This window comes from Buttiauxella sp. S19-1, from assembly GCF_022134725.1.
In the GTDB taxonomy this organism is placed as follows: Bacteria; Pseudomonadota; Gammaproteobacteria; order Enterobacterales; family Enterobacteriaceae; genus Buttiauxella; species Buttiauxella ferragutiae.
Window position 1 is genome coordinate 1 of record NZ_JAHWLU010000017.1, and the last position, 26,207, is coordinate 26,207.

General features: G+C 52.8%; 29 protein-coding genes. 13 read left to right on the plus strand and 16 right to left on the minus strand.

Annotated features, from left to right (window positions below):
• The first annotated feature begins 291 nt into the window (after positions 1-291).
• The 9 genes from MES37_RS06290 to lldD all read left to right on the plus strand — a co-directional run bounded on the left by MES37_RS06290 (position 292) and on the right by lldD (position 10,017).
• On the plus strand, positions 292-1,410 hold the full coding sequence (locus MES37_RS06290) for a YbdK family carboxylate-amine ligase (RefSeq protein WP_237930632.1): 1,119 nt from the start codon (positions 292-294) through the stop codon (positions 1,408-1,410).
• A 228-nt stretch (positions 1,411-1,638) separates the two neighbouring features.
• Positions 1,639-2,205, plus strand: coding sequence for a response regulator transcription factor (locus tag MES37_RS06295; protein ID WP_064548870.1), 567 nt, complete (start codon positions 1,639-1,641; stop codon positions 2,203-2,205).
• A gap of 227 nt (positions 2,206-2,432) precedes the next feature.
• Positions 2,433-2,840, plus strand: a complete 408-nt coding sequence (locus MES37_RS06300; RefSeq protein ID WP_064548872.1) for a (R)-mandelonitrile lyase — start codon at positions 2,433-2,435, stop codon at positions 2,838-2,840.
• Between the two features lie 72 nt (positions 2,841-2,912).
• A complete protein-coding gene (locus MES37_RS06305) occupies positions 2,913-3,968 on the plus strand; it encodes an NAD(P)-dependent alcohol dehydrogenase (protein ID WP_064548874.1) in 1,056 nt (351 codons plus the stop codon).
• Between the two features lie 128 nt (positions 3,969-4,096).
• Positions 4,097-4,522, plus strand: coding sequence for a DUF2946 domain-containing protein (locus tag MES37_RS06310; protein WP_237930633.1), 426 nt, complete (start codon positions 4,097-4,099; stop codon positions 4,520-4,522).
• Positions 4,523-4,563: 41 nt separating this feature from the next.
• Positions 4,564-5,943 carry a PepSY-associated TM helix domain-containing protein gene (locus MES37_RS06315; RefSeq protein WP_208111321.1) on the plus strand — a complete coding sequence of 460 codons (1,380 nt, stop codon included), beginning with the start codon at positions 4,564-4,566 and terminating at the stop codon, positions 5,941-5,943.
• 455 nt (positions 5,944-6,398) lie between these two features.
• Positions 6,399-8,054, plus strand: coding sequence for an L-lactate permease (lldP, locus tag MES37_RS06320; RefSeq protein ID WP_064548880.1), 1,656 nt, complete (start codon positions 6,399-6,401; stop codon positions 8,052-8,054).
• Positions 8,054-8,839, plus strand: coding sequence for a transcriptional regulator LldR (lldR, locus tag MES37_RS06325; protein WP_237930634.1), 786 nt, complete (start codon positions 8,054-8,056; stop codon positions 8,837-8,839). The genes lldP and lldR overlap by 1 nt, the downstream gene beginning before the upstream one ends.
• Positions 8,836-10,017 carry an FMN-dependent L-lactate dehydrogenase LldD gene (gene lldD / locus MES37_RS06330; RefSeq protein WP_237930636.1) on the plus strand — a complete coding sequence of 394 codons (1,182 nt, stop codon included), beginning with the start codon at positions 8,836-8,838 and terminating at the stop codon, positions 10,015-10,017. The genes lldR and lldD overlap by 4 nt, the downstream gene beginning before the upstream one ends.
• A gap of 43 nt (positions 10,018-10,060) precedes the next feature.
• Here lldD and MES37_RS06335 read toward each other — a convergent pair whose 3' ends face one another.
• From MES37_RS06335 to MES37_RS06345, 3 genes are all read right to left on the minus strand, one after another.
• Complete coding sequence (locus MES37_RS06335) at positions 10,061-10,363, minus strand: helix-turn-helix domain-containing transcriptional regulator (protein WP_064548886.1); 303 nt, start codon at positions 10,361-10,363, stop codon at positions 10,061-10,063.
• Positions 10,353-10,682, minus strand: a complete 330-nt coding sequence (locus MES37_RS06340; protein ID WP_064548888.1) for a type II toxin-antitoxin system RelE/ParE family toxin — start codon at positions 10,680-10,682, stop codon at positions 10,353-10,355. Before MES37_RS06340 ends, MES37_RS06335 begins: the two co-directional genes overlap by 11 nt.
• Positions 10,683-10,897: 215 nt before the next feature.
• Positions 10,898-11,326, minus strand: coding sequence for an OsmC family protein (locus MES37_RS06345; protein ID WP_064548890.1), 429 nt, complete (start codon positions 11,324-11,326; stop codon positions 10,898-10,900).
• Between the two features lie 158 nt (positions 11,327-11,484).
• Here MES37_RS06345 and MES37_RS06350 point away from each other — a divergent pair, with 158 nt between their 5' ends.
• The 3 genes from MES37_RS06350 (at position 11,485) to MES37_RS06360 (ending at position 13,292) form a co-directional block, all read left to right on the plus strand.
• Positions 11,485-12,018: a tetratricopeptide repeat protein gene (locus MES37_RS06350; protein WP_064548891.1), complete on the plus strand. Its 534-nt coding sequence runs from the start codon at positions 11,485-11,487 to the stop codon at positions 12,016-12,018.
• 78 nt (positions 12,019-12,096) lie between these two features.
• Complete coding sequence (locus MES37_RS06355) at positions 12,097-12,546, plus strand: RNA polymerase sigma factor (RefSeq protein ID WP_064549026.1); 450 nt, start codon at positions 12,097-12,099, stop codon at positions 12,544-12,546.
• Positions 12,543-13,292 carry an anti-sigma factor family protein gene (locus tag MES37_RS06360; protein WP_237930638.1) on the plus strand — a complete coding sequence of 250 codons (750 nt, stop codon included), beginning with the start codon at positions 12,543-12,545 and terminating at the stop codon, positions 13,290-13,292. The genes MES37_RS06355 and MES37_RS06360 overlap by 4 nt, the downstream gene beginning before the upstream one ends.
• Here MES37_RS06360 and MES37_RS06365 read toward each other — a convergent pair.
• From MES37_RS06365 to entC, 13 genes are all read right to left on the minus strand, one after another.
• Positions 13,289-13,678, minus strand: a complete 390-nt coding sequence (locus MES37_RS06365; RefSeq protein WP_064548895.1) for a type II toxin-antitoxin system VapC family toxin — start codon at positions 13,676-13,678, stop codon at positions 13,289-13,291. The two genes, MES37_RS06360 and MES37_RS06365, sit on opposite strands and share 4 nt — an antisense overlap.
• 2 nt (positions 13,679-13,680) lie before the next feature.
• Positions 13,681-13,944, minus strand: coding sequence for an antitoxin (locus MES37_RS06370; RefSeq protein WP_064548897.1), 264 nt, complete (start codon positions 13,942-13,944; stop codon positions 13,681-13,683).
• Positions 13,945-14,203: 259 nt separating this feature from the next.
• A complete protein-coding gene (gene ilvN, locus MES37_RS06375; protein ID WP_121814155.1) occupies positions 14,204-14,485 on the minus strand; it encodes an acetolactate synthase small subunit in 282 nt (93 codons plus the stop codon).
• Between the two features lie 3 nt (positions 14,486-14,488).
• A complete protein-coding gene (ilvB, locus tag MES37_RS06380) occupies positions 14,489-16,177 on the minus strand; it encodes an acetolactate synthase large subunit (RefSeq protein ID WP_237930640.1) in 1,689 nt (562 codons plus the stop codon).
• A 110-nt stretch (positions 16,178-16,287) separates the two neighbouring features.
• The gene (ivbL, locus tag MES37_RS06385; RefSeq protein WP_074388597.1) at positions 16,288-16,386 is read right to left on the minus strand and encodes an ilvB operon leader peptide IvbL; all 99 of its coding nucleotides are present in this window, start codon (positions 16,384-16,386) and stop codon (positions 16,288-16,290) included.
• A gap of 128 nt (positions 16,387-16,514) precedes the next feature.
• The gene (locus MES37_RS06390) at positions 16,515-17,537 is read right to left on the minus strand and encodes a CobW family GTP-binding protein (protein ID WP_237930642.1); all 1,023 of its coding nucleotides are present in this window, start codon (positions 17,535-17,537) and stop codon (positions 16,515-16,517) included.
• Positions 17,538-17,552: 15 nt separating this feature from the next.
• Positions 17,553-17,750, minus strand: a complete 198-nt coding sequence (locus tag MES37_RS06395; protein WP_034456870.1) for a YbdD/YjiX family protein — start codon at positions 17,748-17,750, stop codon at positions 17,553-17,555.
• Between the two features lie 103 nt (positions 17,751-17,853).
• Positions 17,854-19,959 carry a pyruvate/proton symporter CstA gene (gene cstA, locus MES37_RS06400; RefSeq protein ID WP_064548905.1) on the minus strand — a complete coding sequence of 702 codons (2,106 nt, stop codon included), beginning with the start codon at positions 19,957-19,959 and terminating at the stop codon, positions 17,854-17,856.
• 235 nt (positions 19,960-20,194) lie between these two features.
• Complete coding sequence (gene entH / locus MES37_RS06405; RefSeq protein WP_237930644.1) at positions 20,195-20,611, minus strand: proofreading thioesterase EntH; 417 nt, start codon at positions 20,609-20,611, stop codon at positions 20,195-20,197.
• Positions 20,612-21,364, minus strand: coding sequence for a 2,3-dihydro-2,3-dihydroxybenzoate dehydrogenase (gene dhbA, locus MES37_RS06410; RefSeq protein ID WP_237930646.1), 753 nt, complete (start codon positions 21,362-21,364; stop codon positions 20,612-20,614). It abuts the gene before it with no gap.
• On the minus strand, positions 21,361-22,221 hold the full coding sequence (locus MES37_RS06415; protein ID WP_121814159.1) for an isochorismatase: 861 nt from the start codon (positions 22,219-22,221) through the stop codon (positions 21,361-21,363). The genes dhbA and MES37_RS06415 overlap by 4 nt, the downstream gene beginning before the upstream one ends.
• A 14-nt stretch (positions 22,222-22,235) precedes the next feature.
• Complete coding sequence (locus MES37_RS06420; protein WP_237930648.1) at positions 22,236-23,852, minus strand: (2,3-dihydroxybenzoyl)adenylate synthase; 1,617 nt, start codon at positions 23,850-23,852, stop codon at positions 22,236-22,238.
• Positions 23,853-25,034, minus strand: a complete 1,182-nt coding sequence (entC, locus tag MES37_RS06425) for an isochorismate synthase EntC (RefSeq protein ID WP_237930652.1) — start codon at positions 25,032-25,034, stop codon at positions 23,853-23,855.
• 216 nt (positions 25,035-25,250) lie between these two features.
• On the opposite strand from entC, the gene fepB reads away from it, so the two are divergent.
• Positions 25,251-26,195, plus strand: coding sequence for a Fe2+-enterobactin ABC transporter substrate-binding protein (fepB, locus tag MES37_RS06430; RefSeq protein ID WP_237930654.1), 945 nt, complete (start codon positions 25,251-25,253; stop codon positions 26,193-26,195).
• Positions 26,196-26,207 lie beyond the last annotated feature (12 nt).

Here is a 26,207-nt window from a genome sequence, read left to right on the forward strand (position 1 = left end):
GATCAAGGGCAATACCAAAAGTACTTAAAAATGAAACCAAATCTTTCATAATAACTCCTTCATAAACGACACATATAATGCGGGGTCATAAATTCATCTGCAACCATTATTGCAGTTTTAACTCACTGAATATTCTTTACAATATTTTCATTGCATTGATATGAAAGATAATTCTTAAGCTAAAATAATAGCGACATATACCCACATAAATTTAGAGGGTGAAGACCAAACGGCTGACTATACTAAACGCACGAATGCACTCAGTGCGGGTGCCAAAAACGAGATGACCGTATGCCGCTAAGTGATTTTGTCCATTCTGAGCCATACACCCTTGGTATTGAGCTGGAATTGCAAATAATCAATCCGCCAACCAACGACCTCAGCCAGGATTCTTCGCTGCTGATTGACTCGCTAAAAGGCGTGGTGACCGAAGGCGAAGTCAAACATGACATCACCGAAAGCATGCTGGAAATTGCCACCGGAGTCTGCGCTGATATCGGCGAGGCATTTTCCCAGTTATCTGGTTTGCGCCAACACGTCCTGCACTCTGCCAGCCAACATCATCTGACTATTTGCGGCGGCGGCACACATCCGTTTCAAAAATGGCAGCGCCAAGAAGTATGTCAAAGCGAACGCTATAACCAGACGCTGGAGCTATTCGGTTATTTAATGAAACAGGCCACAGTTTTTGGCCAACACGTGCATGTCGGCTGCGAAAATGAAGAAGACGCTATCTATTTATTGCATGGTTTATCGCGCTTTGTTCCTCATGTTATCGCCCTTTCCGCCTCGTCACCCTATATTCAGGGCGGGGATACGACTTATGCTTCATCACGGCTGAATATTTTCTCGGCGTTTCCGGACAACGGCCCGGCCCCGTTTGTTAGCGACTGGCAAGAGTTTAAATGGATGTACCAACGACTCGAGTCCAGCGGCATCGTTCAGTCGATGAAAGACCTGCACTGGGATATTCGCCCCAGCCCAAATTTTGGCACCATAGAAGTACGCGTGATGGATACACCTTTGACTATCACTCGTGCGGTCAACATTGCCGGTTTTATTCAGGCGCTGGCGCATTGGCTGCTGAGCGAACGTCCTTTCGTTCCGCGTTCCGAAGATTATCTGCTGTACCGCTTCAACCGTTTTCAGGCCAGCCGCTTTGGCTTTGAAGGGAAACTGACTGATGTACGCTGCGGTGAGCAACGCACGCTGGCAGAAGATATTTTACCCCTGCTTGATACTCTCGCCCCCTATGCAGCACAACTTCAGGCGACCTCTGCTTTAGAAGCGATAGAAGGTTATGTACGCATAAATGACAGTGACACCCGTCGTATCCGCCAATTTATTAGCGAAGGTGGACTGTTAACTGAGTTGATACGCAAGCATTGTGAAATTTGGGCAACTGATTAATTTTTTTCTGATTTAATACTTTGCAGCATTATTATTATGCGCAAAGTTATTGAGATATAAATAAATTCAGCGCCCATTAATTATTACTTAATTAATGCTTACTATTTCCGGCAATTTACTTCATGAATAGACATGCTAAAGTCGTTCTCAATAACGCCCCTACCATTTAGAACGGAAAGTAATAACTTACCGTGATAGTGCCAAGTATTTGTTAAAAGGATTTACAGCATGAACAACTCAGCAAATTGCGTAATGAAAAACATTTATATTCTGAGTGATAATTGTTTTTTACTACCTGGTGTGAAGCATCTATTGTCAACCCTTGACCAACAAGACGTTACGTTCAGCGTTAATCACATTGCGAACAATAATCTCCACTGCTTTTTTGAAGCGTTAAAAGAGCAGGAGGATGATGCTAATACGGTTAACTATTTTATCGCTGAAAAGCAGGTATTTTATATTTTGAAGTCTAATAATAAATCTCCGGCGGGCATCATCATCCCACCGACAGTTAATTTGGATGAACTGTGTAAGATCCTGCTGAAATGTAATGAAAAAGAGACACTCCTGAATTCTGATTTTTACTATCGCAATACGCATTCACACCGTGAAGTTGAAGTGGTATCGATGTTGCTGGAAGGTATTCAGCCTAAAAATATCGCAAACAAGTTAGGGATCTCGATTAAAACGGTGAGCCATCACAAGCAAATCGCGATTAAGAAAAGTGGTTTCTCAAACTTTAATGAGTACTACCTGCGTAATCTGACTATTAATCCTTTCATTCCGCATCACTGATCGTTTCCTCTTCCCAACCCTCCTCCACCTTTGGGGGAGGAACGGCCTCACTCTCCATTCATGAATCCAGCTCATAGTGCCATTCTTATTTAGCAGGCTAATCTACAAATTCCCGCAGTGTTAGAGTTTCATTTTCGGATAACACGGCAAGCCTGAACGAGTTTCCTATACTTCAGAGTCATGTTGTCCATTTAACCTCGGCAGCACATGCCGAAGTGGAGGAGAAAATGGAAGAAAAATTGAAAATCACCCCAGCGGGATCTCAGCCATCACAATCTGGTCCGGAAAGTTACTTCACAGGAAGAGTCCGTATTGATGCCCCTTTCCAGACCACACCGCCCGCGCGTACCGGCGGAGCAACCGTCACTTTTGAACCCGGCGCTCGTACTGCCTGGCACACCCATCCATTGGGCCAAACCCTGATCATCACGCACGGTCATGGCTGGCTACAGGAATGGGGTGCTGGAATTCGTGAAATAAACCAGGGTGATGTTGTCTGGATCCCGGAAGGCATCAAACACTGGCACGGCGCAACGCCTGATAACGCCATGACCCACATCGCGATTGCTGAGTCGCTCAATGGCAGCCCCGTTGAGTGGATGGAACACGTTAGCGACGATCAGTACAAAAAGTAAAACGGCGAATTTCGTCAACTCCCTCACCGCCCGCCGCATGGCGGGTCGCGACATTTCACCCGGAGAAATACCATGACGATGAAAGTGCTCGGTTATGCGGCGCAGTCCGCAGAGGTTCCCCTTGCTCCATTCGAATTTATCCGACGCTCACCGCGTCCTGATGATGTAGTCATTGAAGTGATGTATTGCGGCGTGTGCCACTCAGACCTCCACCAGGCGCGCAACGACTGGGGTTTCAGCCAGTATCCGTTAGTGCCAGGCCATGAAGTCGTCGGTCGCGTGGCTTCGGTGGGCAGCAACGTGACGAAATTCAAGCCGGGCGATTACGCCGGAATCGGCTGCATGGTGGATTCTTGTCGCACCTGCCATCCCTGTCAGGAAGGGCTGGAGCAGTATTGCGAAGAAGGTAACATACAGACTTACAATGGTGTAGACCGCCATGACCACCAGCCCACGTATGGCGGCTATTCACAAGCCATTGTCGCCTCTGAAGATTTTGTGCTGAAAATGCCGCAAGGGATGGACCTGAAAGGCGCGGCACCGTTGCTGTGTGCCGGTATCACTACCTGGTCGCCGCTGCGCCACTGGAATGTGGGTAAAGGGAGTAAGGTCGCGGTGGTTGGGCTGGGCGGCCTGGGTCACATGGCGTTGAAACTGGCTAACGCGATGGGTGCGGAAGTCACCCTGTTCACCCGTTCGGCCAGCAAAGAGGCGGATGCTCGCCGCTTAGGGGCGCACCACATTGTACTTTCTACCGATGACGCGCAGATGGCGTCAGTCCACAACCAGTTCGATTTGATTATCGACACGGTGCCTTACGCCCACGACATCAACCCCTATATGCCAACGCTGACGCTGGACGGAACCCTGGTGTATGTCGGGTTGTTGGGCAGTATTGAGCCACCCGTGAGCACCTTGCCGCTGATTCTGGGGCGTCGTTCCGTTGCCGGTTCCTGCATTGGCGGCATCAAAGAAACCCAGGAGATGCTGGATTTCTGCGGCGAACACGGAATCGTGTCGGATATCGAAATGGTCAACATTGCGGATATTAACGAAGCCTATGAGCGAATGCTGAAAAGCGATGTGAAGTACCGTTTTGTGATTGATATGGCGTCGCTGAAAGCCTGATATTCGCGCCCTCTCTGGCTACTGAGAGGGCGTCTTAATCTTTATTTTCCCCATCATCTATATTTTTAACAATTCATCCATTCCATGTACAATCGCGCAACAATAATCAGCTTTGGTAGATTGCCCGCTTGCCGTCACTTTTCACTCTTTCACGCCATAAATGGCTATCAGCGCTCGCATTACTGGCGATGCTGATGCTTTTTATCGCCCCGGTGATTTCAAAATCACTGGAGCAACAGCGTGCAGTGCAAGGCGGCGAGCATAAAATGATGAGTCACACGGCTGGCATGATGATGGACATGGGGGCGATGAAAATGCCCGCCTCATCACATCTGATGCCGGGTGCGGGCGCTTCATTGATGGACGATATTGCCTGTGGATACTGCCAGTTGCTGCTGCATATCCCGCTCATCGTCTGGCTGTTTATTCCTTTTATCTGGCTGGCATGGCGAATTTCGCGTACGCCTCCCTCGCCGGTTATCGCCCCGCTTCTGGCTCAGCATGACGATGCCGAAGCCCTGCCCCGCGCCCCTCCTGTCGCACTGTTTCGTTAATACAAACATCATTTAACGTCACAATTCGACAAAGGATTATCATGCCTGCAAATCAATCGCAGCTCGCCTGTCGTGGCGCGCTGCTGACGCTGTTGCGTCGCCTGCATTTCTATATTGGCCTGTTCGTCGGCCCGTTTATTTTCGTCGCAGCCCTGACGGGCACACTCTATGTGCTGACACCACAAATTGAGAACGCGCTTTATCACCAGGCATTGCGCACTCAAGACACAGGTGAAAACCAGCCGCTTTCGCAGCAAATTGCCGCAGCACGCAAGTTTATCGGCGAAGATGCCACGATTTACGCAGTGCGCCCGGCTCCTGAAACTGGCGATTCTACGCGCGTGCAGTTTGTTGATTCTGCATTAGGGGAATCGGAGTCGAGAGCGATTTTTGTCTCACCGGCAACCCTGGCCATTCAAGGGGATTTGACGGTGTATGGCACCAGCGGCGTGCTCCCGCTACGCACCTGGATTGACCAGCTTCATCGCAGTTTATTACTCGGGGATATAGGGCGAATTTACAGCGAGCTGGCGGCTTCGTGGCTGTGGATTGCGGCATTAGGTGGCGTTGTTTTGTGGCTGACTTCACGGCCAAAAAGAAAGCTGAAAGTGCGGAAAACCCCGCAAAGAAGCGCACGCCACTGGCATATTACGCTGGGTGCCACGTTACTGCTCGGGCTACTCTTTTTCTCTGCTACGGGGCTAACCTGGTCACAGTGGGCAGGCGGGAATATCGACAAAATGCGCAGTTCGCTGGGGTGGATGACACCGCAAGTGAATACCGCGCTGACCCCGCAAACGGGTCACCCGCACATCGATTCGCATGCAGAACATCACGCCATGATGAAAGGGATGGTGATGCCTGAAACCGATGATAGCAACTGGGACGAGGTGCTTCGTGCCGCACGTGCGGCGGGAATTGAATCCAACAAGGTCGAGATCCGCGCGCCGCGTTCGGCAGATAAAGCCTGGACGGTGACTGAAATTGACCGTGCATGGCCGACTCATGTCGATAGCGCGGCGATCGACCCAAATGGCTTCAAGGTCATCGACCGGACGTATTTCGCTGATTTCCCAATGGTCGCCAAACTCACGCGCTGGGGGATTGATGCTCATATGGGAGTGCTTTTCGGGTTGCCGAACCAACTCTTGCTGGCGGCGTTTGGTTTTGGCCTGTGCGGCATGATCGTTCTGGGTTACCGCATGTGGTGGCTCAGACGCCCGGTAATATCTGCAAGTAATCCCGCACAAACACTGAGCGAGTCATGGCTGGCTTTGCCAATCATCTGGCGTAGCGCCGTGTTGTTGATTGCCCTGCTATTCAGCTTTGCCTTGCCGGTTATGGGGGTGAGTTTGCTGCTGTTTGTCGCCACTGATATTGCCCGCTGGTGGAGGCATTCGTTGAAATTGCAGGTTTCGTAAACCACCCTCACCCTGATGGCCGTCTCTTAGTCACAGGGCGCTTCCTGCCAAGCCGGAGAAGGTTCCGTTCACCAGGCGACAGCGTGTTTATGTCGCCACGGAACCGGTGAACGTCTTAGGGTGGCCACCGTCGCCACCCTAAGAACCCGGACTCCCGGCAAATAAATCGCCGCAAGCGGTAAACCTCCATTTTGCCTCCGTGTCAGGGTCATGTGGTCGGGAGCCACGTGTGAGAGCGATAATCCGCTTTGCTCCCTCCCCTACCCCACAATATTGGTCCTACCAATCCTGCCAAAAACGTGACTGATTTACCCATAATGACAAAATCAGTTACACACTCATTGCCATTAGTTAACAAAAGATTAACCTTTATCCATAACGCGCCCTACATCGCCAAATTGGTCCTACCAATAACGCGAAAAATAATAAGCACATCACGTTCTGGAGAGTCCTGCATGCAAGCATGGCAACAAGTCTACGACCCGGCAGGGAACATATGGCTATCAAGCCTCATCGCCGCTATTCCGATTATTTTCTTCTTCTTCGCACTCATTAAATTGCGCATGAAAGGCTACACCGCCGCCACCATCACTGTGGGCCTGGCGTTGCTCGTTGCGCTATTTTTCTACCGCATGCCCGTTGACCGCGCATTATCGTCAGTGATCTACGGCTTCTTCTACGGATTGTGGCCGATTGCGTGGATTATTATCGCCGCAGTATTCGTCTATAAAATCTCGGTGAAAACCGGGCAGTTTGACATTATCCGCTCGTCGATACTTTCCATCACGCCTGACCAACGCCTGCAAATGCTGATCGTTGGTTTCTCCTTTGGCGCATTTCTTGAAGGGGCTGCCGGATTCGGTGCACCAGTGGCGATTACCGCAGCACTACTGGTTGGCCTCGGCTTTAACCCGCTGTACGCCGCCGGTCTGTGCCTGATTGTGAACACCGCGCCGGTCGCGTTCGGTGCGATGGGCATTCCCATTATCGTTGCGGGTCAGGTCACCGGCCTCGACAGCTTTGAAATCGGCCAAATGGTTGGCCGCCAGTTACCGTTCCTGACGATTATCGTGCTGTTCTGGATCATGGCGATTATGGACGGCTGGCGCGGTATTAAAGAAACATGGCCTGCGGTGATGGTGGCTGGTGGCTCGTTTGCTATCGCGCAATATCTCAGCTCGAACTTCCTCGGCCCGGAACTGCCTGACATTATTTCTTCCCTGGTTTCTCTGGTGTGTTTGACCGCGTTCTTGCGCGTCTGGAAGCCCGTTCGCATTTTCCGCTTTGGCGATATTGGTGCCTCCGTTACCGACCAGACACTGGCGCGCCAAAACTACACATTAGGCCAGGTGGTACGCGCCTGGATGCCATTTATCTTCCTGACGGCTACCGTGACGCTTTGGAGTATCCCGCCGTTTAAAGCGTTATTCGCACCTGGCGGTGCTATGGCTGACTGGGTATTTAACATCTCCGTACCGTTCCTCGACAAAATGGTTGAGAAGATGCCGCCTGTCGTAGCACAGAGCATGGCCTATGCCGCGGTCTATAAGTTTGACTGGTTCTCGGCAACCGGCACCGCGATTCTGGTCGCCGCGCTTATCTCGATTGTTTACCTGCGCATGAAGCCGAAAGCCGCTATCGAAACCTTTGGTGAAACTCTCAAAGAACTGGCTTTGCCGATTTACTCCATCGGCATGGTGTTGGCATTCGCGTTTATCTCAAACTATTCCGGCCTTTCGGCAACGCTTGCTCTGGCACTGGCTCATACCGGCCACGCATTTACTTTCTTCTCTCCGTTCCTTGGCTGGCTGGGAGTATTCCTGACCGGTTCTGATACCTCGTCCAACGCCCTGTTTGCGGCATTGCAGGCGACGACCGCACAACAAATTGGCGTGTCCGATCTGTTGCTGGTAGCGGCTAACACTACCGGTGGCGTCACTGGAAAGATGATTTCTCCACAGTCCATCGCCATCGCCTGTGCCGCTGTAGGGCTGGTGGGTCGGGAATCTGACCTGTTCCGCTTTACTGTTAAACACAGCCTGATATTTACCTGCATGGTCGGCGTTATCACCACGCTTCAGGCCTATGTTCTGACCTGGATGATCCCTTGATGAGCACACAACCGCGCCTGGCTGACCATCTGGTTGAGCGCGTAAAAGCATTAATTAGCGAACGTAAACTGGAGACGGGCATGCGGTTGCCCGCCGAACGCCAGTTAGCGGCAGAAATGGGCGTATCGCGCTCATCGATTCGTGAAGCTATTCAAAAACTGATTAGCGAGGGCGTATTAATTAGCCGCCGCGGTGGCGGCACGTTTGTTCGTTACGAAGTTCAGGCCTGGTCCGAGCAACGTATTGTACAGCCACTCAAAACGTTAGTTGAGAACGACCCAAACTATCGCTACGACATTCTGGAAGCACGGCATGCCATCGAAGCCAGCACCGCCTGGTACGCCGCGATGCGCGCCACTCCGGCCGACAAAGAGAAGTTAATTGCCTGTTTTGACGCCACGCTAAAATTCAAAGAGAGCGATGACCCGGACCTGGCGGCCCAGGCCGATGTGCGCTTTCATCTGGCAATTGCCGAAGCCTCGCACAACATTGTGTTACTTCAGACGATGCGCGGTTTTTTCGACCTGCTGCAATCCTCCGTAATGCATAGCCGCCAGCGCATGTACACCGTACCCGCTATTTTTGCGGGACTCACCGAACAACATAACGAACTGTTGCAGGCTATTTTGGCAGGCGACCCGGAACGCGCGCGTTTAGCGGCAAAAACTCACCTCGGGTTTGTCCATACCACCATCAAAACCCTGCATGAAGACGAAGCCCGGCAGGCGCGAATCAGCCGCCTGCCCGATGAAGATACCGACGTAATAAGGGACGAAAATCCATGATTATTTCTGCTGCTACCGACTATCGCGCCGCTGCGAAGCGCATCCTGCCGCCATTCCTGTTCCATTACATTGACGGTGGGGCGTATGCCGAACATACGCTGCGTCGTAATGTTGACGACCTGGCGCAAGTGGCGTTAAAGCAGCGCGTACTGAAAAATATGTCCGCTCTGAGCCTGGAAACCAAACTGTTTAATGAAACGCTGTCGATGCCCGTCGCGCTGGCTCCGGTGGGATTGTGCGGAATGTACGCACGCCGTGGCGAAGTTCAGGCAGCAAAAGCCGCCGCCGCCAAAGGTATTCCGTTTACGCTTTCCACAGTTTCCGTCTGCCCAATTGAAGAAGTCGCACCGGCGATTGACCGCCCAATGTGGTTCCAGCTTTATGTGCTCAAAGACCGTGGCTTTATGCGTAATGCTCTGGAACGTGCCAAAGCTGCGGGTTGTTCAACGCTGGTGTTTACCGTTGATATGCCGACACCTGGCGCGCGTTACCGCGATGCACACTCCGGCATGAGTGGGCAACACGCAGCACTTCGCCGCTACTGGCAAGCGGTGACGCATCCGCAATGGGCATGGGATGTGGGTCTGAAGGGTCGCCCGCACGATCTCGGTAATATCTCCACCTATCTTGGTAAACCAACAGGTCTTGAAGATTACATTGGCTGGCTGGCGAATAACTTCGATCCATCCATTTCGTGGAGCGATCTGGAGTGGATCCGCGAGTTCTGGGATGGCCCGATGATCATCAAAGGGATTCTCGACCCGCAAGATGCCAAAGATGCCGTGCGTTTCGGGGCTGACGGGATTGTGGTTTCCAACCACGGCGGCCGCCAACTCGACGGTGTGTTGTCGTCTTGCCGCGCCCTGCCAGCCATTGCCGATGCGGTAAAAGGCGATATCGCCATTCTTGCCGATAGCGGTATTCGCAGCGGCCTGGATGTGGTGAGAATGATTGCGCTCGGCGCTGACTCCGTATTGCTAGGCCGCGCTTATTTGTACGCGTTAGCCACCCACGGCCAGGCAGGCGTTGCCAATCTGCTCAACCTGATTGAAAAAGAGATGCGGGTTGCAATGACGCTGACCGGAGCAAAATCTATCGCCGAAATCAGCCCTGATTTGCTGGTGCGCGAAGGCGTGAAAGACATCCTGTCGCCACAAGATATGGCGGTGGGGTTTTAGGTAAACTGATGCTCGCCAGGTGATAAATGGCGAGCATTTTCACTCAACTCGTCAGCTCCGCAAAACTGATACCCGCCGCATTGATAATCTTTTTAGTTGTGCTGATGGTTGGGTTCCCACGTTCTGAAAGGGTTCTGTAGAGCGTTTCGCGATTCAGTTTTGCCTGTGCTGCTATTTTGCTAAACCCGCCTCGAGCTTCAACAAGGCGACGTAATGCCAGCAGAAACAGCACTTCTCCATTTTCTTCATCCAGACCCGCAAATGCCTCTTTCATATATTCCACGGCAAATGCGTGATCTTCCTGAAGCATTTCGATGACTGTTTGGTCGAACTCATTAAATTGCATTTTTTAACTCCTGATGTTCTTGCCACCATGTCACAGCCTGCTCGATATCCGCTTGTTGTTTGCGTTTATCGCCACCGAGCAAGAGCAAATAGGTATCCTTACCTTCATACGCATAATAAATCCTGTAACCAGGCCCTTCATCTATGCGCATTTCCCAAACGCCATGTCGGCATGGCTTATGGTCGCCAGGGTTGTTAAGCGCTAACTGGTCAATACGCCGAACAATTTTCGTTTTAGCCCGTGGATCCCGTAATACTTTTAACCACTCATTAAAAGGCACCCTGCCGTTTTGCAGTTTGAAGTACTTAATCATATTCATCCTTGAAACTCCTTAATTGTAGCTTTTAAACCACATCAGTCAATGTATTTATTTTGAGCACAATTATTTCGTGCCACAGCAGGCTAGCCCAGGGGAAAGGAAGAGAGCGAGAGGTATTCGGGGTGAAAGTTTAGCTTTGCGGCATGCCTTCCAGCATGAAGATAAAAGGCGCAGCGCTGCCGCCGGGCTTCACCGGAAGCAGCGCTTGCTGGGCATTAATTGAGTTTGTAGTCGAGGGTGATTTCAGCTTTCATCAGTTGCGATACCGGGCAACCGGCTTTGGCTTTCTGGATAATTTTATCGAACGCCGCGCTATCCGCATTCGGCACTTTGACGTTACTGGTTAGCGCAATTTTGGTAATGGCAAAGCCACCGTCGGTTTTATCCAGCGAGACATCCGCTGTGGTGTCGATGCTTTCTGCCGTGTAGCCCTCTTCGCCAAGCATTAGCGAAAGCGCCATCGAAAAACAGGCTGCGTGTGCCGCACCGATTAACTCTTCCGGATTGGTCCCGGCAACCCCTTCAAAACGTGTATTAAAACCATAGGGCTGTTCTTTTAACGCGCCGCTCTCGGTGGAAACAGTCCCTTTGCCGCGTTTAATGTCACCTTCCCAGTGAGCCTGCCCTTTCTTATGAATGGTCATGTAATCGCTCCTATTTTATTAACACGAACATCAAGTATAGAAGTTGAATACGGGCTTGCCCGGCATCTCAGAACAATCCTTGCGGCGCAGAAAGATAAAACGAATAAATTCGTGATCCCAGGTGTTTACTCCATACCGAACACCACGAGGCTATTATCATGAAGCGTTTTTACCGCCAGTTTGTTCCCGCAGTTGTCACCAGTTTGATGTTGTTTTCCGGCTACGTTCAGGCCATGGGCGGCAGCAACGACGAACCCGTTCCGCCAACCTGCCCTAAGGGGCAAATTTATGACTCAAAAACCAAAACTTGTATGGTCGATAAAGGGGGGATGATTGGCGACGAATCCCGCACCGACTACGCTTACGCGCTGGCAAAAGCGGGTCGCTACCAGGAAGCGCTGGATATGCTCAATACGTTGAAAGACCAAAACACCGCCGAAGCGCTCAATTATCGAGGTTATGCCACTCGCAAACTGGGCCGTACCGATGAAGGGATCGGCTATTATTTAAAATCTGTCGCCCTCGATCCGAAATATCCAAAAGTTCGCGAGTATCTCGGGGAAGCGTACATGATCAAAAACCGTCCGGATCTTGCTCGTGAACAGCTCGCTGCCATCAAAACTCTGTGCGGTACCAGCTGCGAGGAGTATCGCGATTTGTCCGCAGCCATCGACGGCCATCCCGAATCCTAATCGGAGGTGAAAATTAGTAGCGAAGCGATACGCCGCGATCTCGCGCAATATCTTTCACGTCTGTGGCGCTACGGGCTGGTGCTTTCTCATCAGCGGGATATTGCCGATGATTTGGTGCAGGCAACCTGTGTGCGCGCCATTGAACGCGCCGCACAATTTGAGGCGGGCAGCAGGATGGATAGCTGGCTCTTTTCCATCCTGCACTCCATTTGGCTCAATGAGGTTCGGGCGCAGCAAATTCGTCGCGGACAGGGATTTGTGGATATCGATATGCTCACGGAAAGCGGGAACTGCGATGATCCCATCTGGACAAACGATGTGATGAAACGCGTGGCTCGTTTACCCGAAGCCCAGCGGGACACCGTTTTTCTGGTTTATGTCGAAGAGTTGTCGTATCGCGAGGCGGCGAAAATTCTCAATGTCCCGGTGGGAACGGTGATGAGCAGGCTTGCCACCGCGCGGCTGACGCTGGCTCAGGACCGCGCGCTTCAGCCTGATTCGCCATCATTAAAAGGAGAAAGTTCATGACACTTACTGCCAATACGGATGAGCTGCTGGTGGCGTATCTGGACAATGAACTCAGCGCCACGCAGCGCCAGCAACTGGAAGAACGCCTCAGTCATGATGCGTATCTGGCTGAACGGCTGTTGCTGTTAGAGCGTAGCAGTTTACCTTTTAAGTCTGCTTTCGAACCTTTGCTGGAAGCGGCACCACAATCTCGCTTACAGGCTTATCTCACTCCCACAACAGCTGCCGTATCCCGACGTCATCTCATCGCCGCTGCGGTAAGTTTTCTGGCATTGGGTGTGATTGGCGACCGCGCTTTGTTACTTTTATCTCAACCTGAAGAAAACTGGCGTGAATTAGTGGCGCAATATATGGCGCTTTATACGCCACAGACGCTGGCTGAAACACCAACACGCCAGGCGCTGGAAGCGCAATTGAAAACCACGGGGACACAACTCGGTTTAGCGCTGAATCCAGAAAGCCTTGCCCTGCAAGATGCCACGCTGAAAAACGCACGCGTACTGTCTTACGATGAACAGTCCATCGCGCAAATTACCTGGCTTGATACCGTCCACGGCCCCTTGGCGTTGTGTATTACCGGCTATTCAGGGAAACCGATAACGGCGAAAAACGAGCAACGGCTGGGCATGAATATTGTTTATTGGGCGAGTACAAACCACCAGTTTATGGTGATTGGACACGGCCCAATGGCACAAATGAACCAGATTGCACAACAGTTGCAAAGCAGTTTTACTGGAGCGAGCTAGCGCGTCCAGTCCTCAACGCGTAAACGCCCGACCATGGTAAAAGCACGATCGCTGGTGACCACCGTCGCGTTTCGGCTCAGGGCGTGAGCGGCAATTAACTGGTCAAGATGACCCAATACTTTGCCTTTCTTTTCCATCGCCGCTCGTAACTGACCGTAGCTTTTCGCCGCTTCGCTGTCCCACGCGTAGACCGATACTGTTTCCAGAAAACCCTGCACCGCCGCAGCCAGATTTTTACTCTGGCGCTTAGCCACGCCATATAACAGCTCAGCTTCCGTTACACTAGAAATGCACACTTCTACAGGGCGCGTTTGAGCCAGCTTTTCTATCACTTTAGGATGCTGACGGAAAAGATAGCTCACCGTGTTGGTATCCAGCATGTACATGGTCAGTCCATCCCTGCAAAGGGATCTCTGTCGGCAATACTCTGGTTACGCTCCTGCTCATCAAGGAAGTTATCAGGCACTTTTGCTTTCTTCACTAAAGCAAAAACGTTACCCCATCCTTCTGGTTTGGCTGGATTTTTTGAAAGAATCACGTTTCCCTCCTTGTCTTTGCGGATATACACCCTGTCGGTATCAAACTCAAATTCCACCGGTAACCTCACCGCCTGGTTTCTGCCGTTTTTAAAAAGCTTCGCGACGCGTTCCATGGTAACTCCTGGCACTTAATGACCTATGCCATAGCATATGCCACAGAAACGCATTCGCCAAGCTCACTTTTTATACGATTAACGTTTACGTGGGCAATCTACCCTGGATTTATGCAATCAGGTTGGCTTTATTGCGACGGGATTATTGTTTTGCGAGAAGCTTCCAGAATGGTGAAAATAACGAAGCGAAGTTGCAGTGCAGAATGATGAATCGTGCAAAATTGGGTGGATAAACTTACCGTTTACCCACCCTGAAATGCTATTGAACCAGTGCGGTTAGCTTACCAAAAATGCCCGCACCGTCTGCATCGCGCCTGATTTGTACCACATCTTCAAGTTTATCGATTTGGCTAATCATCTGCTCAAGACGCTGGTCATCCGCCACTTGTAGCCAGATACGGCTCTGGTCGCCCCGTGGTAGCGGCAGACAGAGAATACCTTCGACGTTAAAGGCGCGGCGGGCGAACAGGCCGCAAATGTGAGACATCACACCCGGATGGTTGCTCACCGTAAGTTCCAGAATAACGGTTAGTTGTTGCATGGCTTACTCTCCAATCATCTCAATGTTGGCAGCGCCTGGCGGCACCATCGGGAATACTTTTTCACTGGCATCAATGCGCACGTGAATCAGGCAAGGGCCAGGGCGTGAAATCGCCTCCTGCAATGCCGCTTGCGGGTCTGCTGCTGCATTCAAATCACAGGTTGCCAGGCCAAAACCTTCGGCAATTTTCAGGAAGTTAGTTTGTCCGGAATAGGTCGCCGCAAAGACATTTTGTTGATAGAACAACGTTTGTTGTTGGTGTACCAGTCCCAGCGCCTGGTTGTTCAACAGGATGATCTTCACGTCCAGATTATGATCGGCAGCGGTCGCCATTTCCTGAATATTCATCATGATGCTGCCATCGCCGGTAAAGCACAGCACTTTGCGGTTTGGCTCAGCTAATGCCGCACCTACCGCAGCGGGCAGGCCAAATCCCATCGTTCCTAAACCACCGGAAGTCAGCCACTGGCGTGGACGGTTCAGCGGATACGCCTGCGCTACCCACATTTGGTGCTGGCCGACATCGGTGGTAATCACTGCGTTGTCATCCACGCAAGCCGCAGCGGCGTTAATCAGGCCGTATGGCGTCAACGGGTTATCAGCACCAGGCATATTGAACGGGAATTCTTGCTGCAAACCTGCGACTTGTTGCAGCCACTGCTGGCGCGGCTTGGCGTCAATTTTTGGCAGTAATTGTTCCAGCACTTCACCGACATCCGCGCGAATCGCCACGTGTGCCTGCTTAATTTTACCCAGCTCGGCGCGGTCGATATCAACATGAATGATTTTTGCGTTCGGGCAGAACTCTTCCGTTTTACCAATCGCGCGGTCATCAAAGCGTGCGCCTAAAACAATCAGCAAATCTGCTTCCTGCAAAATGTAGTTGGTGCTGCGAGCGCCGTGCATCCCCAGCATGCCAAGCCATAACGGATGCTTCGCCGGAATAGTACCGAGCGCCATCAGCGTCATGGTGGTTGGCAGGTTAGCTTTTTCAGCCAATGCGCGAGCGTTGGCATGCGCATTGATAACGCCACCGCCGAGATACAGAACCGGGCGCTGCGCCTGGTTAATCATTGCCGCGGCATCGGCGATTTGCTGTGCTTCAAATTGTGGTGCAGGAGTATGGGCAGAAACGGGCGGCAGTTCGCTGATGTCAATTTCTGCGGTTTGCACGTCTTTTGGAATATCAATCCAGACCGGGCCTGGGCGGCCAGATTCAGCAATGCGGAACGCGTCGCAAATCACCTGTGGCAGTTCGCTAATATCGCGAACCAGATAGTTGTGTTTGGTGATGGGAATGGAGATGCCGTAAGTGTCGACTTCCTGGAAGGCGTCGGTGCCAATCATTGATTTTGGCACCTGGCCGGTAATACAAACCAACGGGATGGAGTCGAGTCGCGCATCGGCAATCGCGGTGACCAGGTTTGTCGCACCAGGGCCGCTACAGGCGATACACACCGCAGCTTTGCCCTGTGTACGGGCCATGCCTTGCGCCATAAAGCCCGCACCCTGTTCGTGGCGTGCCAGAATGTGGCGAATTTTTTTGCTTTGGCTGAGCGCGTTATAGAGCGGCAGGACGGTGCCACCGGGAATACCGCTGATGGTGGTAATGCCATGGTGCTCAAGCATTTGCACAATTAATTGTGCGCCCGTAATACGGTGTGCTTGCGGTGGGTTTTCCGAAATTGCCATGCTCCAGTCCTTCTTCTCGTGCCGTTGCGCTTCTGGCCGGGGGACTAAAACAAGAAACCCCGCCCGGTTTGCGCCGGCGGGGTTTTGGAATCGATGCGTTGATTCAGACCCTACGGCGCATTGCCGACGACCACCACCACACGCACGACGACCACCGCGGCTGGTAGCGCGGTTAGTAGTAGGCCAGTGTTGCGAGTGAATGTAGTCATTTGGGTCCTGAATAGTGTTTACGCGATTTAACGTCGAAATTTATACAACCACACTGCTTCGTTTCACACAACAGCTTTATTCGGCAGAGCTGAAAATCGTGTTTGAGATCACATCTCTGGTTTCATACCTAAATCGAAGTTGCAGCAAATTCCCGACGCATCTCCTCAATCGGTAAATAACGCCCGATGATGACTAAGCGTGAGACGCGCGATTCGCTCGGGTGCCATGTTGAGCCGTAGTCAAAGCCCACCACTTTATGTACCCCTTGCACGATAAGGCGTTGCGGATGGCCATCAATCGCCAGTACGCCTTTGTAACGCAGCATGTCGTTACCAAAACGCGCAATGCAACTTTCCATAAACGCGCCAATTTTCTTCACATCCAACAACCCGGCATCAAAAACGTGAGCCTGAATGGCATCATCCCAGGACTTTTTTGCCGCCGTTTTACGAAACGGTTTGAAGCTCAAGGGGTGGTCATCGTCAGCGCGAATCACGCGAAATCCCGAGGCTAATTCAATGGTATCCGTGAGTTCGAACGCGTTGAGATCGAGCCACATTTCCGCCGGGCATTCGCCGTTTACGATCTCAAAAATATCAGCTTTATTGTTGATCCGATGGATCCGCTCCAGCGCCTGTTGTTTGGTTTCGTCATCAACACGATCGGCTTTAGTCAGCAAAATTCGGTCGGCAAAACCGAGCTGGGCGGCAGCAACCGCATGCTCATCCAACTGGCGTGAAATATGTTCTGCATCCGCCAGCGCAATGACCGCATCAAGACGCAATGCGTCACGCAGATATTCATCCACAAAGAAGGTTTGCACGATGGGAGCTGGGTCAGCAAGACCCGTTGTTTCAACAATCAACCGCTCAAATTTCAACTGACCCGACGCGCGTTTTGCCAGCATTTCTCTGAGTGCGGCGGTGAATTCTCCGCGCACGCTGCAACACACGCAACCGTTACTGAGCTCCACGACGTTGACGTTTTCACCGCCTCTGAGCAAAGCTCCATCGATATTTACCGCACCAAATTCGTTTTCCAGAATGGCGACGGGTTCGTTGCCGTTATGGGCGAGAAAATAGTTGAGAAGTGTGGTTTTCCCGGAACCAAGAAAGCCCGTTAACAGAGTGACAGATACCGCTTGATTCATGTCCAATTCCTTAGATTAACAGCAGCGAGCGCCGCCTTTGCCGCCGTATCGCGCATCCTGACGCTCGCGGAAAAACTCTTCGTAAGTCATCGGCGTCTGTTCCGGATGAGTCAGACGGATGTGTTGCACATAGTTGTCGTAATCAGGTACGCCAACCATCAGTTTAGCGGCCTGGCCGAGGTATTTTCCGGCTTTAGCGAGAGTGTCAAACATAGTGGCTCCCAGGAAATGGTGGATGACGCTAACGCTTATCCACCCTACAACGGCATTCGTAGGTCGGATAAGCGCAGCGTCATCCGGCAGATTTATTTAAACATTAATGCGCACTCTTCGCCTGAGCCACAATCTGCTCAGCATCTTCTGGCATCTTCTCGTAAGGCGTTTCCCTTGCGGTAGGAAGGTCAGATTTCAGCGCCTGGCGCGCAGTTTTAATCGCGAACAGACCAATCACCACCACAACCACCATAAAGAAGATAGTCAGCCCGGCATCCAGACGGTTGTTAAACACCAACTGGGAAAGCTGTGACTCGGTGTATTGCGCAGGGATTTTGCCGCTGTCGAGAGTTGCCTGGAACTTGTTAGCGATAGCCAGGAAGCCCACTTTCGGGTTGTCGCTGAAGGCTTTTTGCCAGCCTGCCGTCAACGTACAAATCAACAGCCATGCGGTTGGGACCAAAGCCACCCAGGCATATTTCTGCTTCTTCATCTTAAACAGTACGACTGCACACAGCATCAACGCCATACCTGCCAGCATCTGGTTGGCAATACCAAACAGCGGCCACAAGGTGTTGATACCGCCGAGTGGATCGACCACGCCCTGGTGCAGGAAGTAACCCCACGCCAGCACGCAAAGTGCCGTCGCCAGTAAGTTTGCTGGCAGCGAGTCGGTACGCTTAAGACCCGGAGAGATTACGCCCAGTAAATCTTGCAGCATAAAGCGCGCCGCACGGGTACCGGCATCTACCGCGGTCAGAATAAACAGAGCTTCAAACAGAATAGCGAAGTGATACCAGAACGAGACATCCATCAGGCCGCCCAGCGCGCCATGCAGAATGTACGCCATTCCCACCGCAAGCGTTGGTGCGCCACCCGCGCGGGAAATAATGCTCTGCTCGCCCACTTCATTAGCAATGTTGGTCAGGGTGTCCGGAGTGATATGGAAGCCCCAACTGCTCACCACGCTGGCAGCAGAAGCGACTACATCTACAGTTCCTGCCGGAGCCAGTACCGCCATCGGGCTGTTCATCGCGAAGTACACGCCCGGGTCGATAACACAGGCGGCAACCAGCGCCATGATTGCCACAAACGATTCCATCAACATGCCACCGTAACCGATGAAGCAAGCCTGGTTTTCGTTAGCCAGCATTTTCGGCGTGGTGCCAGAAGCGATCAGGGCGTGGAAGCCAGAAACTGCGCCACAAGCAATGGTGATGAACAAGAACGGGAACAGGTCACCTGTCCAAACCGGGCCGGTGCCATCAATAAACTTGGTCAAAGAAGGCATTTGCAGCGTTGGGCGCATAATCAAAATGCCAATTGCCAGGCCAATAATGGTGCCGATTTTCAGGAAGGTTGAGAGGTAATCACGCGGTGCCAGCAGCAGCCAAACCGGTAGTACCGCGGCGACAAAGCCATAACCCACCAGCATCCACGTCAACTGCACGCCGGTAAAGTCAAAGTATGGCGCCCATGTTGGGCTTTCAGCCACCCAACCGCCGGAAATAATAGCGAAAATCAGCATCACCAGGCCAATCACCGAGACTTCACCAATACGGCCTGGACGCAGATAGCGAATATAGACGCCCATAAACAATGCCAGTGGAATGGTGAACGCTACGGTGTAGGTTCCCCACGGGCTGTGAGTCAGCGCTTTCACCACGATCATCGCCAGCACCGCAAGGATGATGACCATAATCATGAAACAGGCGACCAAAGCAATGACGCCTGCGGTGTTGCCCATCTCTTCTTTCACCAGTTCACCCAGCGAACGCCCGTCACGACGGGTTGAGACAAACAGCACCATAAAATCTTGTACCGCACCAGCCAACACCACACCGGCCAGCAGCCAGAGCATGCCCGGCAAGTAGCCCATTTGCGCGGCAAGCACCGGCCCGACAAGCGGCCCCGCACCGGCAATCGCGGCAAAATGGTGACCGAACAGGACTTTTTTGTCCGTCGGGACATAGTCCAGCCCATCGTTATGGCGCACGGCTGGCGTCATACGAGTGGCATCAACGGTTAAGACGCGTTTAGCGATAAACAGGCCGTAATAACGATAAGCGATGAGGTAAACGCAGATTGCAGCAACCACAATCCACAATGCGTTTATCTGTTCGCCGCGATTGAGTGCGATATAGCCGAGCGCGAAGGCACCGATTAGTGCAAGCACGCCCCAGATAAGGTGTTTCCCTGGATTATTCATCTTTGTTTTCCATGTGTAGGGCCAGAGGCGAAGGTATTACCGTTTTGTTCTAGATTAAGCACATGAATTTAACAATATGAAAACAACAGAATACAGATGTTTGACCAGGTCTTTACATCAGCTTGTTAAGGAGATCACTTTGCGGGGAATTTGTTGGAGCGCCCTCACCCCGGCCCTCTCCCCGAGGAGAGGGCGAAAACAGAGCTGTCTCCTCTCCATCAGGGTTAGGTTTGTGTTAACCCAGCGTCGCCGTCGTCAAACGGCTAGTACAACAACGCTTGCCGCGCCCATCAAAAATGGCAATTTCCCACACCTGAGAAGTCTTCCCTAAATGCAGCGGTTTGCACACGCCGCGCACCGTACCTGATGCCACCGCGCGATGATGGCTGGCGTTGATTTCCGTTCCCACCACGCACTGCCCTTCACTCGTTGTCAGAAATCCGGCCATTGAACCCAGGGTTTCTGCCAGCACTACAGACGCGCCGCCATGCAGCAAACCAAACGGCTGCTGGGTGCGGTTATCGACCGGCATTTGCGCTTCCAGGCTTTCCTCGTCCATGTACGTATAAACGATACCGAGATGCTCAACCATTGTGCCGACGCTGGTTTTGTTTAACGCCTCAAGAGTGAGCTCTCGTTTCCAGATACTCATTCAGGCTCCAAGCGTTGCGCCGCCATCAATCACAATATCCTGCAAAGTGATGTGGCTTGCGTGAGTGGAAGCGAGGAACAAAATCGTGCTGGCGATCTCCTGCGGGCGGGCGATTTTGCCCAGCGGAATGCCCAGTTTGAACTGTTCCGGGAAGCCCTGAATACGCTGCTGTTCGGCGTCTGGCGTTTTCCACAACGTGCGTTGCATATCGGTGTCCGTCGACCCCGGCGACACCACATTGCAGCGCACGCCAAACGGTGCCAGTTCCAGGCCAACGGTTAACGCCAGGCTTTTGAGCGCCGCTTTCGACGCGCCATAGGCCGACATTCCGGTGCGCGGCGTGTGCGCGGCATCGGATGCAACGGTGACAATCGCCCCGCTACGCTGCTCACGCATACGTGGCATCACGGCGCGGAACATATTGAACGCGCCGCCGACGTTGACCGCAAACGTGTCCTGCCAATCTTGCAACGCTAACGCATCCGTAGCACCCATGCGCAAAATTCCCGCCGCATTCACCAGCACATCCAGTTGCTGCTCGTCGCTCAATAAACGCTGCGTAACGGCACCGACCTGCTCGGCATCCGCCACGTTTAACACTTGGGTGGCAAACGGATAAATCTCCAATGGGAACGCCAGATCAAAGCCGATAACCGTCGCACCAGCTTCGCTAAACGCCCGCGCGGTGTGGTCACCGATACCCTTGCCTGCACCCGTTACCCAGACGGTTTTGCCGCTAAAATCGATGTTCATGCCGCCACTTCCCGAGACAGTAGTACCCACCAGGCGTCGATGCTCGGGTTTTTCGCCAGCATCACGAAATCGATGTCAGCGTGAATTTTGCGCCAGCGTGCCGCCAGCGCCATCATGCGCACCGAATCGAGGCCGTAATCAATCAGGTTTTCGTCATCTTCCGGGATGTCGGATTCATCCAGCAACGGCAGGACGATTTCACGTAGTTGCTGTTTGTTTTGCGGCGCACATTCGGGCAGCAAATCGCGGGTCATCACCACGCGCCCGGAACGGCCTGCGGTGTATTTCAGCGCCATGATGTGTTCTTCGCGGCTGAAATCAGCCAGCGCATCAGCGACCATAAACGGTTTGATGTCACGCATAAACGCATCAGTTGCCGTGGTCATGCAGCCAATGTGCGCGTAAACACCGCAAATAATCAGCTGGTTACGGCCGGTTTCTTTTAACGCCTGTTCCAGCGGCGAGCGGATAAACGCGCTGTAACGCCATTTGGTCAGCACAGTGTCGTGTTCGTCTGGCGCAAGTTCTGCCACCACTTTCTGGCGCTCAGGGTGTTTATTTAAGCCCGGCCCCCACATGTCGTTAAGCAGTGCACGGTCTTCATCACTTTGCGCATTCGGCTGCGCGGTGTAATAGACCGGAATATTGTGGCGTTTGCAGTAAGCGCGCAGCGCGGCAATATTGGCAATAACCTGCTGGATCATTGGGCAATCATCGCCCCAGAAATCGATGAAATATTCCTGCATATCGTGAATCAGCAGTGCCGCACGCTCGGGTTCAAACGCCCAGTTCACTTTGTTTTCCGGGATGTCGGCAGCCGTCGGTAAGCTGTACGCGTTCAATTTTGGAATAGCCATAAATTCTCCGTCAGTCAGGAAACCAGTTGCCTGTCAGCAATCAACTGGCGCAAACGTTTTTTGTCCACTTTACCCACCGCGGTCAGCGGCAGGTTTTCAACAATTTCAATGCGATCCGGCAGCTTGAAGTCGGCAATGCCCAACTCACGCAAATAACGGCGAATTTCTACCGCTCGGAACAGGCGACTGCCGACGATAAACGCGCAGCTTTTCTCGCCCAATAAACTGTCTTCCATCGAAACCAGTGCGGCATGGACGATCTCTTCATGGCGCAGCAGCAGGTTTTCGATCTCCTCGGCGGCGATCTTCTCGCCACCGCGATTGATCTGATCTTTCTCGCGCCCCTGCACGGTGATGTAGCCATCTTCAGCAATCGAAATCAGGTCGCCGGAGCAGTAAAAACCGTTGGCATCAAAGGCGCTGGCGTTGTGTTCCGGGCTGCGGTAATAGCCCCGGAAGGTGTACGGCCCGCGCGTCATCAGGCGACCCACTTCGCCATGCGGTAATGGGTTGCCATTTTCATCGGCCACCCACACTTCGTCGTCCGGGCACATCGGCTTACCCTGGGTTTTGAAGATATGTTCATCTGAATCATCAAGGCGCGTGTAGTTCACCAGCCCTTCGGCCATGCCGAAAACCTGCTGTAACTGGCAGCCAATTTCAGCGGGAATGCGGGCGGCAAGCGCTTCGCTTAAACGCGCACCGCCGACCTGCAACAGCTTTAGCGACTCAAGCGATTTATTGCTGCCCCATTCGCCAATGGCTTGTAACCACAGACTGACCGCAGGCGGCACCAGTGCGGTGACGTTGATTTGATGGCGTTCAATCAGCGGGAAACAGAGCGTGGCGCTCGGGTCGTTTGCCAGCACCACACGCCCGCCGCCGTAAAACACGCCCAGCGAACCTGGTGAACTCAGCGCGTAGTTATGCGCCGCCGGAATGGCGCACAGGAAGCGCGTACGGGTATCAAAACGGCAGATTTCGACGCTGCGGCGAATGCTGTAGTAGTAATCGTTATGGGTGCGCGGGATCAGTTTCGGCGTGCCGGTGCTGCCGCCGGAAAGCTGGAAAAATGCCACTTCGTCCGCCGCCGATGGCGAAGCGACAAAGTTGTCTTCCGCTTCGTTGATGAAGGCACTTAGCGAACGTTCGCGGTCGCTTTCATTGAGCAAAACGGCCATGCGTAGCGACGGGTTTTGCTGGCACAGCGCATCAAGGAAATCATCATGAGCGAACAAATTGTGTTTGCGGTCGGCAATCAGCACCACCGGCTCAATTTGCTGCGCGTAGGCTTCCATTTCAGTGCGTTGGTGGCTAAACAGCGCGTTAACCGGTGCTACACCAATTTTCAGCAGCGCGAATAGCGTGATGTACAGTTCCGACACATTACCGAGCTGCACCAGCGCAGTTTCGCCGTTGTTCAGGCCACGGCGTTTAAGGGCTGAAGCCAGGCGCGTCGCCGCTTGTTCTAATTCGCGATAGCTGAAATGGCGTTCGCCATCAACCAGCGCAATTGCGTCATTGTGCGCGTGGCGGTTGAGAATGTCGGTCAGCGGCAAATCCGCCCAGTAACCTTTTTCGCGGTAGCGGGCCGCCAAATCGTCCGGCCAGCGCGTGAATTGAATCGCCATTTAGTTGAGTCCAAATACGTGGAGCATGGTGGAAAGTTTGACGCCAGTTTCGCGCCACTCCGATTCCGGCGACGAAGCAGGCACGATGCCCGCCCCGGCGAACAGGCGCACCTGGTTTGCAGCGACACGGGCGCAGCGGATTGTCACCACCCATTCACCGTTGCCTTCGGCGTCACACCAGCCGACGATGCCGCCGAACAGTTCGCGGTCAAATGGCTCAAGTTCTGCAATCAATTTGCGCGCCACATCGTGTGGGAAGCCACTCAACGCAGGCGTCGGGTGCAGCAGGCAGGCGAGGGATAACGCATTGTCCTGCGGGTCTTTTACCTGGCCGTAAATCGGCGTGGCGAGGTGCCATAAGGTCGGCGTGGTAATCAGTTCTGGCGTGTCAGAGAGCGTCAAAGTCTGGCTGTGCGGCTGCAAAACATCGCGCATCGCTTGCGTCACCAGACCGTGTTCGTGGCGGTCTTTCTTCGAGTGCAGTAACTGCGTGCCAATTTCGCTATCACGCGGGATATTTTCCCGGTCGCGCCGTGCCGATCCCGCCAGCGGCAGCGAGCTGAAATTCTTGCCGGATTTACGTAACAGCAATTCCGGGCTGGCACCCACTAGCGAGCTGCCATCCGGCAACGGGACGTGGAAGTTGTAGCTGGTGGGGTTTTGGCTAATCAGGCGATTGAGCAGCCCATCGAGATCAATTGGCATTTGGGTTTCGATATCAATCAGGCGCGAGAGCACCACTTTGTCGATATCCGGCTGCGCCGTTGCGGCGGCGGCATGAGCCACCATTTCCATAAATTTGTCTTGTTCCGGAATCGCTTTACGCGCGGCAATGTTGAGCGGTTTCGCCACAGCCGTTTGGCGGGAGTCATCCTGGCGTTGGGCGCGTGAAAACGGCTGCCAGCTTTCAGGGATAAACAGCGCTGAAGGTTGCCGGGGATCAAACGGAATGGCACCGACGACAACCGGCTTCTCGATACCATGTTTTTTGGCATTTTCGAACGCTTCACGCAACGAAGTTTGCAGGTGACCATGGGAATTTGCGCCATCAATCGCCGGGCAATCCAGGCGAGCAAAGCAGCCGCTTGTTGAAAAACTGCGATATGGCGACATAAAGAAAAAACTATCTGCACAAGGTGTTAGCCGTTTTTCTTGTCGTTCCTCAGCCAGTAACGTTTCCATGAACTCTCCGTAAAAACATGACAAAAGATAGTAATAATGATTATCATTTGCTTTTCTGGGTCGTAACCTAAAGAGAAAAGACAGCACTGTCAATAGTTGCTCAGTCTTGTCGGATGGCGCTAATGCTTATCCGATCTACGCGAAACGGTTTTGTAGGGTGGATAAGCGCCAGCGCCATCCACCGCCATCAGGCAAATTTCAACAGGATGTCATTGAGTGAAAATCAGATTCTCCGCATTCATCTTTCTATGCTTAAGCAGCCTCGCCCACGCCGCCGACTGGCCGCGAACGATCACCGACAGCCATGGCACACATACGCTGACACAAGCACCGCTGCGCATTGTTTCCACCAGCGTCACGCTAACCGGCTCGCTGCTGGCAATTGATGCCCCCGTGGTGGCAAGCGGTGCCACCACACCTGGCAATCGAATGGGAGATGCGCAAGGTTTCCTGCGCCAGTGGGGTGATATCGCAAAAGCGCGCAACGTGCAGCGTTTATATATCGGTGAGGCCAGCGCCGAAGCCGTGGCTGCGCAAATGCCAGATTTGATTTTGATTAGTGCCACCGGAGGCGATTCCGCCCTCGCCCTTTATGACCAGCTTTCCACTATCGCCCCGACGTTAGTTATCAATTACGACGACAAAAGCTGGCAGCAATTGCTGACGCAACTCGGCGAGATTACCGGGCATGAAACCCAGGCGGCGGCACGCATTGCCAGTTTTGATAAGCAGCTCAACGAGGCAAAACAGCGTATGACGCTGCCGCCACAGCCGGTCACCGCGCTGGTTTACACCCCTGCATCACGTTCGGCAAACCTGTGGACGGCAGAATCCGCGCAGGGGAAATTGTTCCAGCAGTTAGGTTTTACTTTGTCGTCTTTGCCTGCGGCGGTGAATGCCAGCAAGAGCATGGGAAAACGTCACGACATCGTGCAATTGGGTGGCGAGAATCTTGCTGCGGGTTTGAATGGTGAGAGTTTGTTCCTGTTCGCCAGCGATGAGAAAGATGCCACGGCGCTGGAAACCAACCCGTTGCTTTCGCACCTGAGCGCCGTGCAGAAAAAACAGGTTTATGCGCTGGGCACCGAAACATTCCGTCTGGATTATTACAGTGCCACGCAGGTTCTGGAGCGGATGAGTCAGTTGTTTGGTAGCAAGTGATTTTTTGTAATG

Coding starts and splice junctions, on each gene's coding strand:
- MES37_RS06305 (WP_064548874.1), top strand. CDS start 2,913: ATGACGATGAAAGTGCTCGGTTATGCGGCGCAGTCCGCAGAGGTTCCC.
- MES37_RS06295 (WP_064548870.1), top strand. CDS start 1,639: ATGAACAACTCAGCAAATTGCGTAATGAAAAACATTTATATTCTGAGT.
- MES37_RS06350 (WP_064548891.1), top strand. CDS start 11,485: ATGAAGCGTTTTTACCGCCAGTTTGTTCCCGCAGTTGTCACCAGTTTG.
- MES37_RS06415 (WP_121814159.1), bottom strand. CDS start 22,221: ATGGCTATTCCAAAATTGAACGCGTACAGCTTACCGACGGCTGCCGAC.
- dhbA (WP_237930646.1), bottom strand. CDS start 21,364: ATGAACATCGATTTTAGCGGCAAAACCGTCTGGGTAACGGGTGCAGGC.
- entH (WP_237930644.1), bottom strand. CDS start 20,611: ATGAGTATCTGGAAACGAGAGCTCACTCTTGAGGCGTTAAACAAAACC.
- MES37_RS06300 (WP_064548872.1), top strand. CDS start 2,433: ATGGAAGAAAAATTGAAAATCACCCCAGCGGGATCTCAGCCATCACAA.
- MES37_RS06340 (WP_064548888.1), bottom strand. CDS start 10,682: ATGAATATGATTAAGTACTTCAAACTGCAAAACGGCAGGGTGCCTTTT.
- MES37_RS06315 (WP_208111321.1), top strand. CDS start 4,564: ATGCCTGCAAATCAATCGCAGCTCGCCTGTCGTGGCGCGCTGCTGACG.
- ivbL (WP_074388597.1), bottom strand. CDS start 16,386: ATGACTACATTCACTCGCAACACTGGCCTACTACTAACCGCGCTACCA.
- ilvN (WP_121814155.1), bottom strand. CDS start 14,485: ATGCAACAACTAACCGTTATTCTGGAACTTACGGTGAGCAACCATCCG.
- MES37_RS06335 (WP_064548886.1), bottom strand. CDS start 10,363: ATGCAATTTAATGAGTTCGACCAAACAGTCATCGAAATGCTTCAGGAA.
- MES37_RS06370 (WP_064548897.1), bottom strand. CDS start 13,944: ATGGAACGCGTCGCGAAGCTTTTTAAAAACGGCAGAAACCAGGCGGTG.
- lldR (WP_237930634.1), top strand. CDS start 8,054: ATGAGCACACAACCGCGCCTGGCTGACCATCTGGTTGAGCGCGTAAAA.
- lldD (WP_237930636.1), top strand. CDS start 8,836: ATGATTATTTCTGCTGCTACCGACTATCGCGCCGCTGCGAAGCGCATC.
- MES37_RS06345 (WP_064548890.1), bottom strand. CDS start 11,326: ATGACCATTCATAAGAAAGGGCAGGCTCACTGGGAAGGTGACATTAAA.
- lldP (WP_064548880.1), top strand. CDS start 6,399: ATGCAAGCATGGCAACAAGTCTACGACCCGGCAGGGAACATATGGCTA.
- entC (WP_237930652.1), bottom strand. CDS start 25,034: ATGGAAACGTTACTGGCTGAGGAACGACAAGAAAAACGGCTAACACCT.
- MES37_RS06360 (WP_237930638.1), top strand. CDS start 12,543: ATGACACTTACTGCCAATACGGATGAGCTGCTGGTGGCGTATCTGGAC.
- cstA (WP_064548905.1), bottom strand. CDS start 19,959: ATGAATAATCCAGGGAAACACCTTATCTGGGGCGTGCTTGCACTAATC.
- MES37_RS06365 (WP_064548895.1), bottom strand. CDS start 13,678: ATGTACATGCTGGATACCAACACGGTGAGCTATCTTTTCCGTCAGCAT.
- MES37_RS06395 (WP_034456870.1), bottom strand. CDS start 17,750: ATGTTTGACACTCTCGCTAAAGCCGGAAAATACCTCGGCCAGGCCGCT.
- MES37_RS06420 (WP_237930648.1), bottom strand. CDS start 23,852: ATGGCGATTCAATTCACGCGCTGGCCGGACGATTTGGCGGCCCGCTAC.
- ilvB (WP_237930640.1), bottom strand. CDS start 16,177: ATGGCAATTTCGGAAAACCCACCGCAAGCACACCGTATTACGGGCGCA.
- MES37_RS06290 (WP_237930632.1), top strand. CDS start 292: ATGCCGCTAAGTGATTTTGTCCATTCTGAGCCATACACCCTTGGTATT.
- MES37_RS06390 (WP_237930642.1), bottom strand. CDS start 17,537: ATGAATCAAGCGGTATCTGTCACTCTGTTAACGGGCTTTCTTGGTTCC.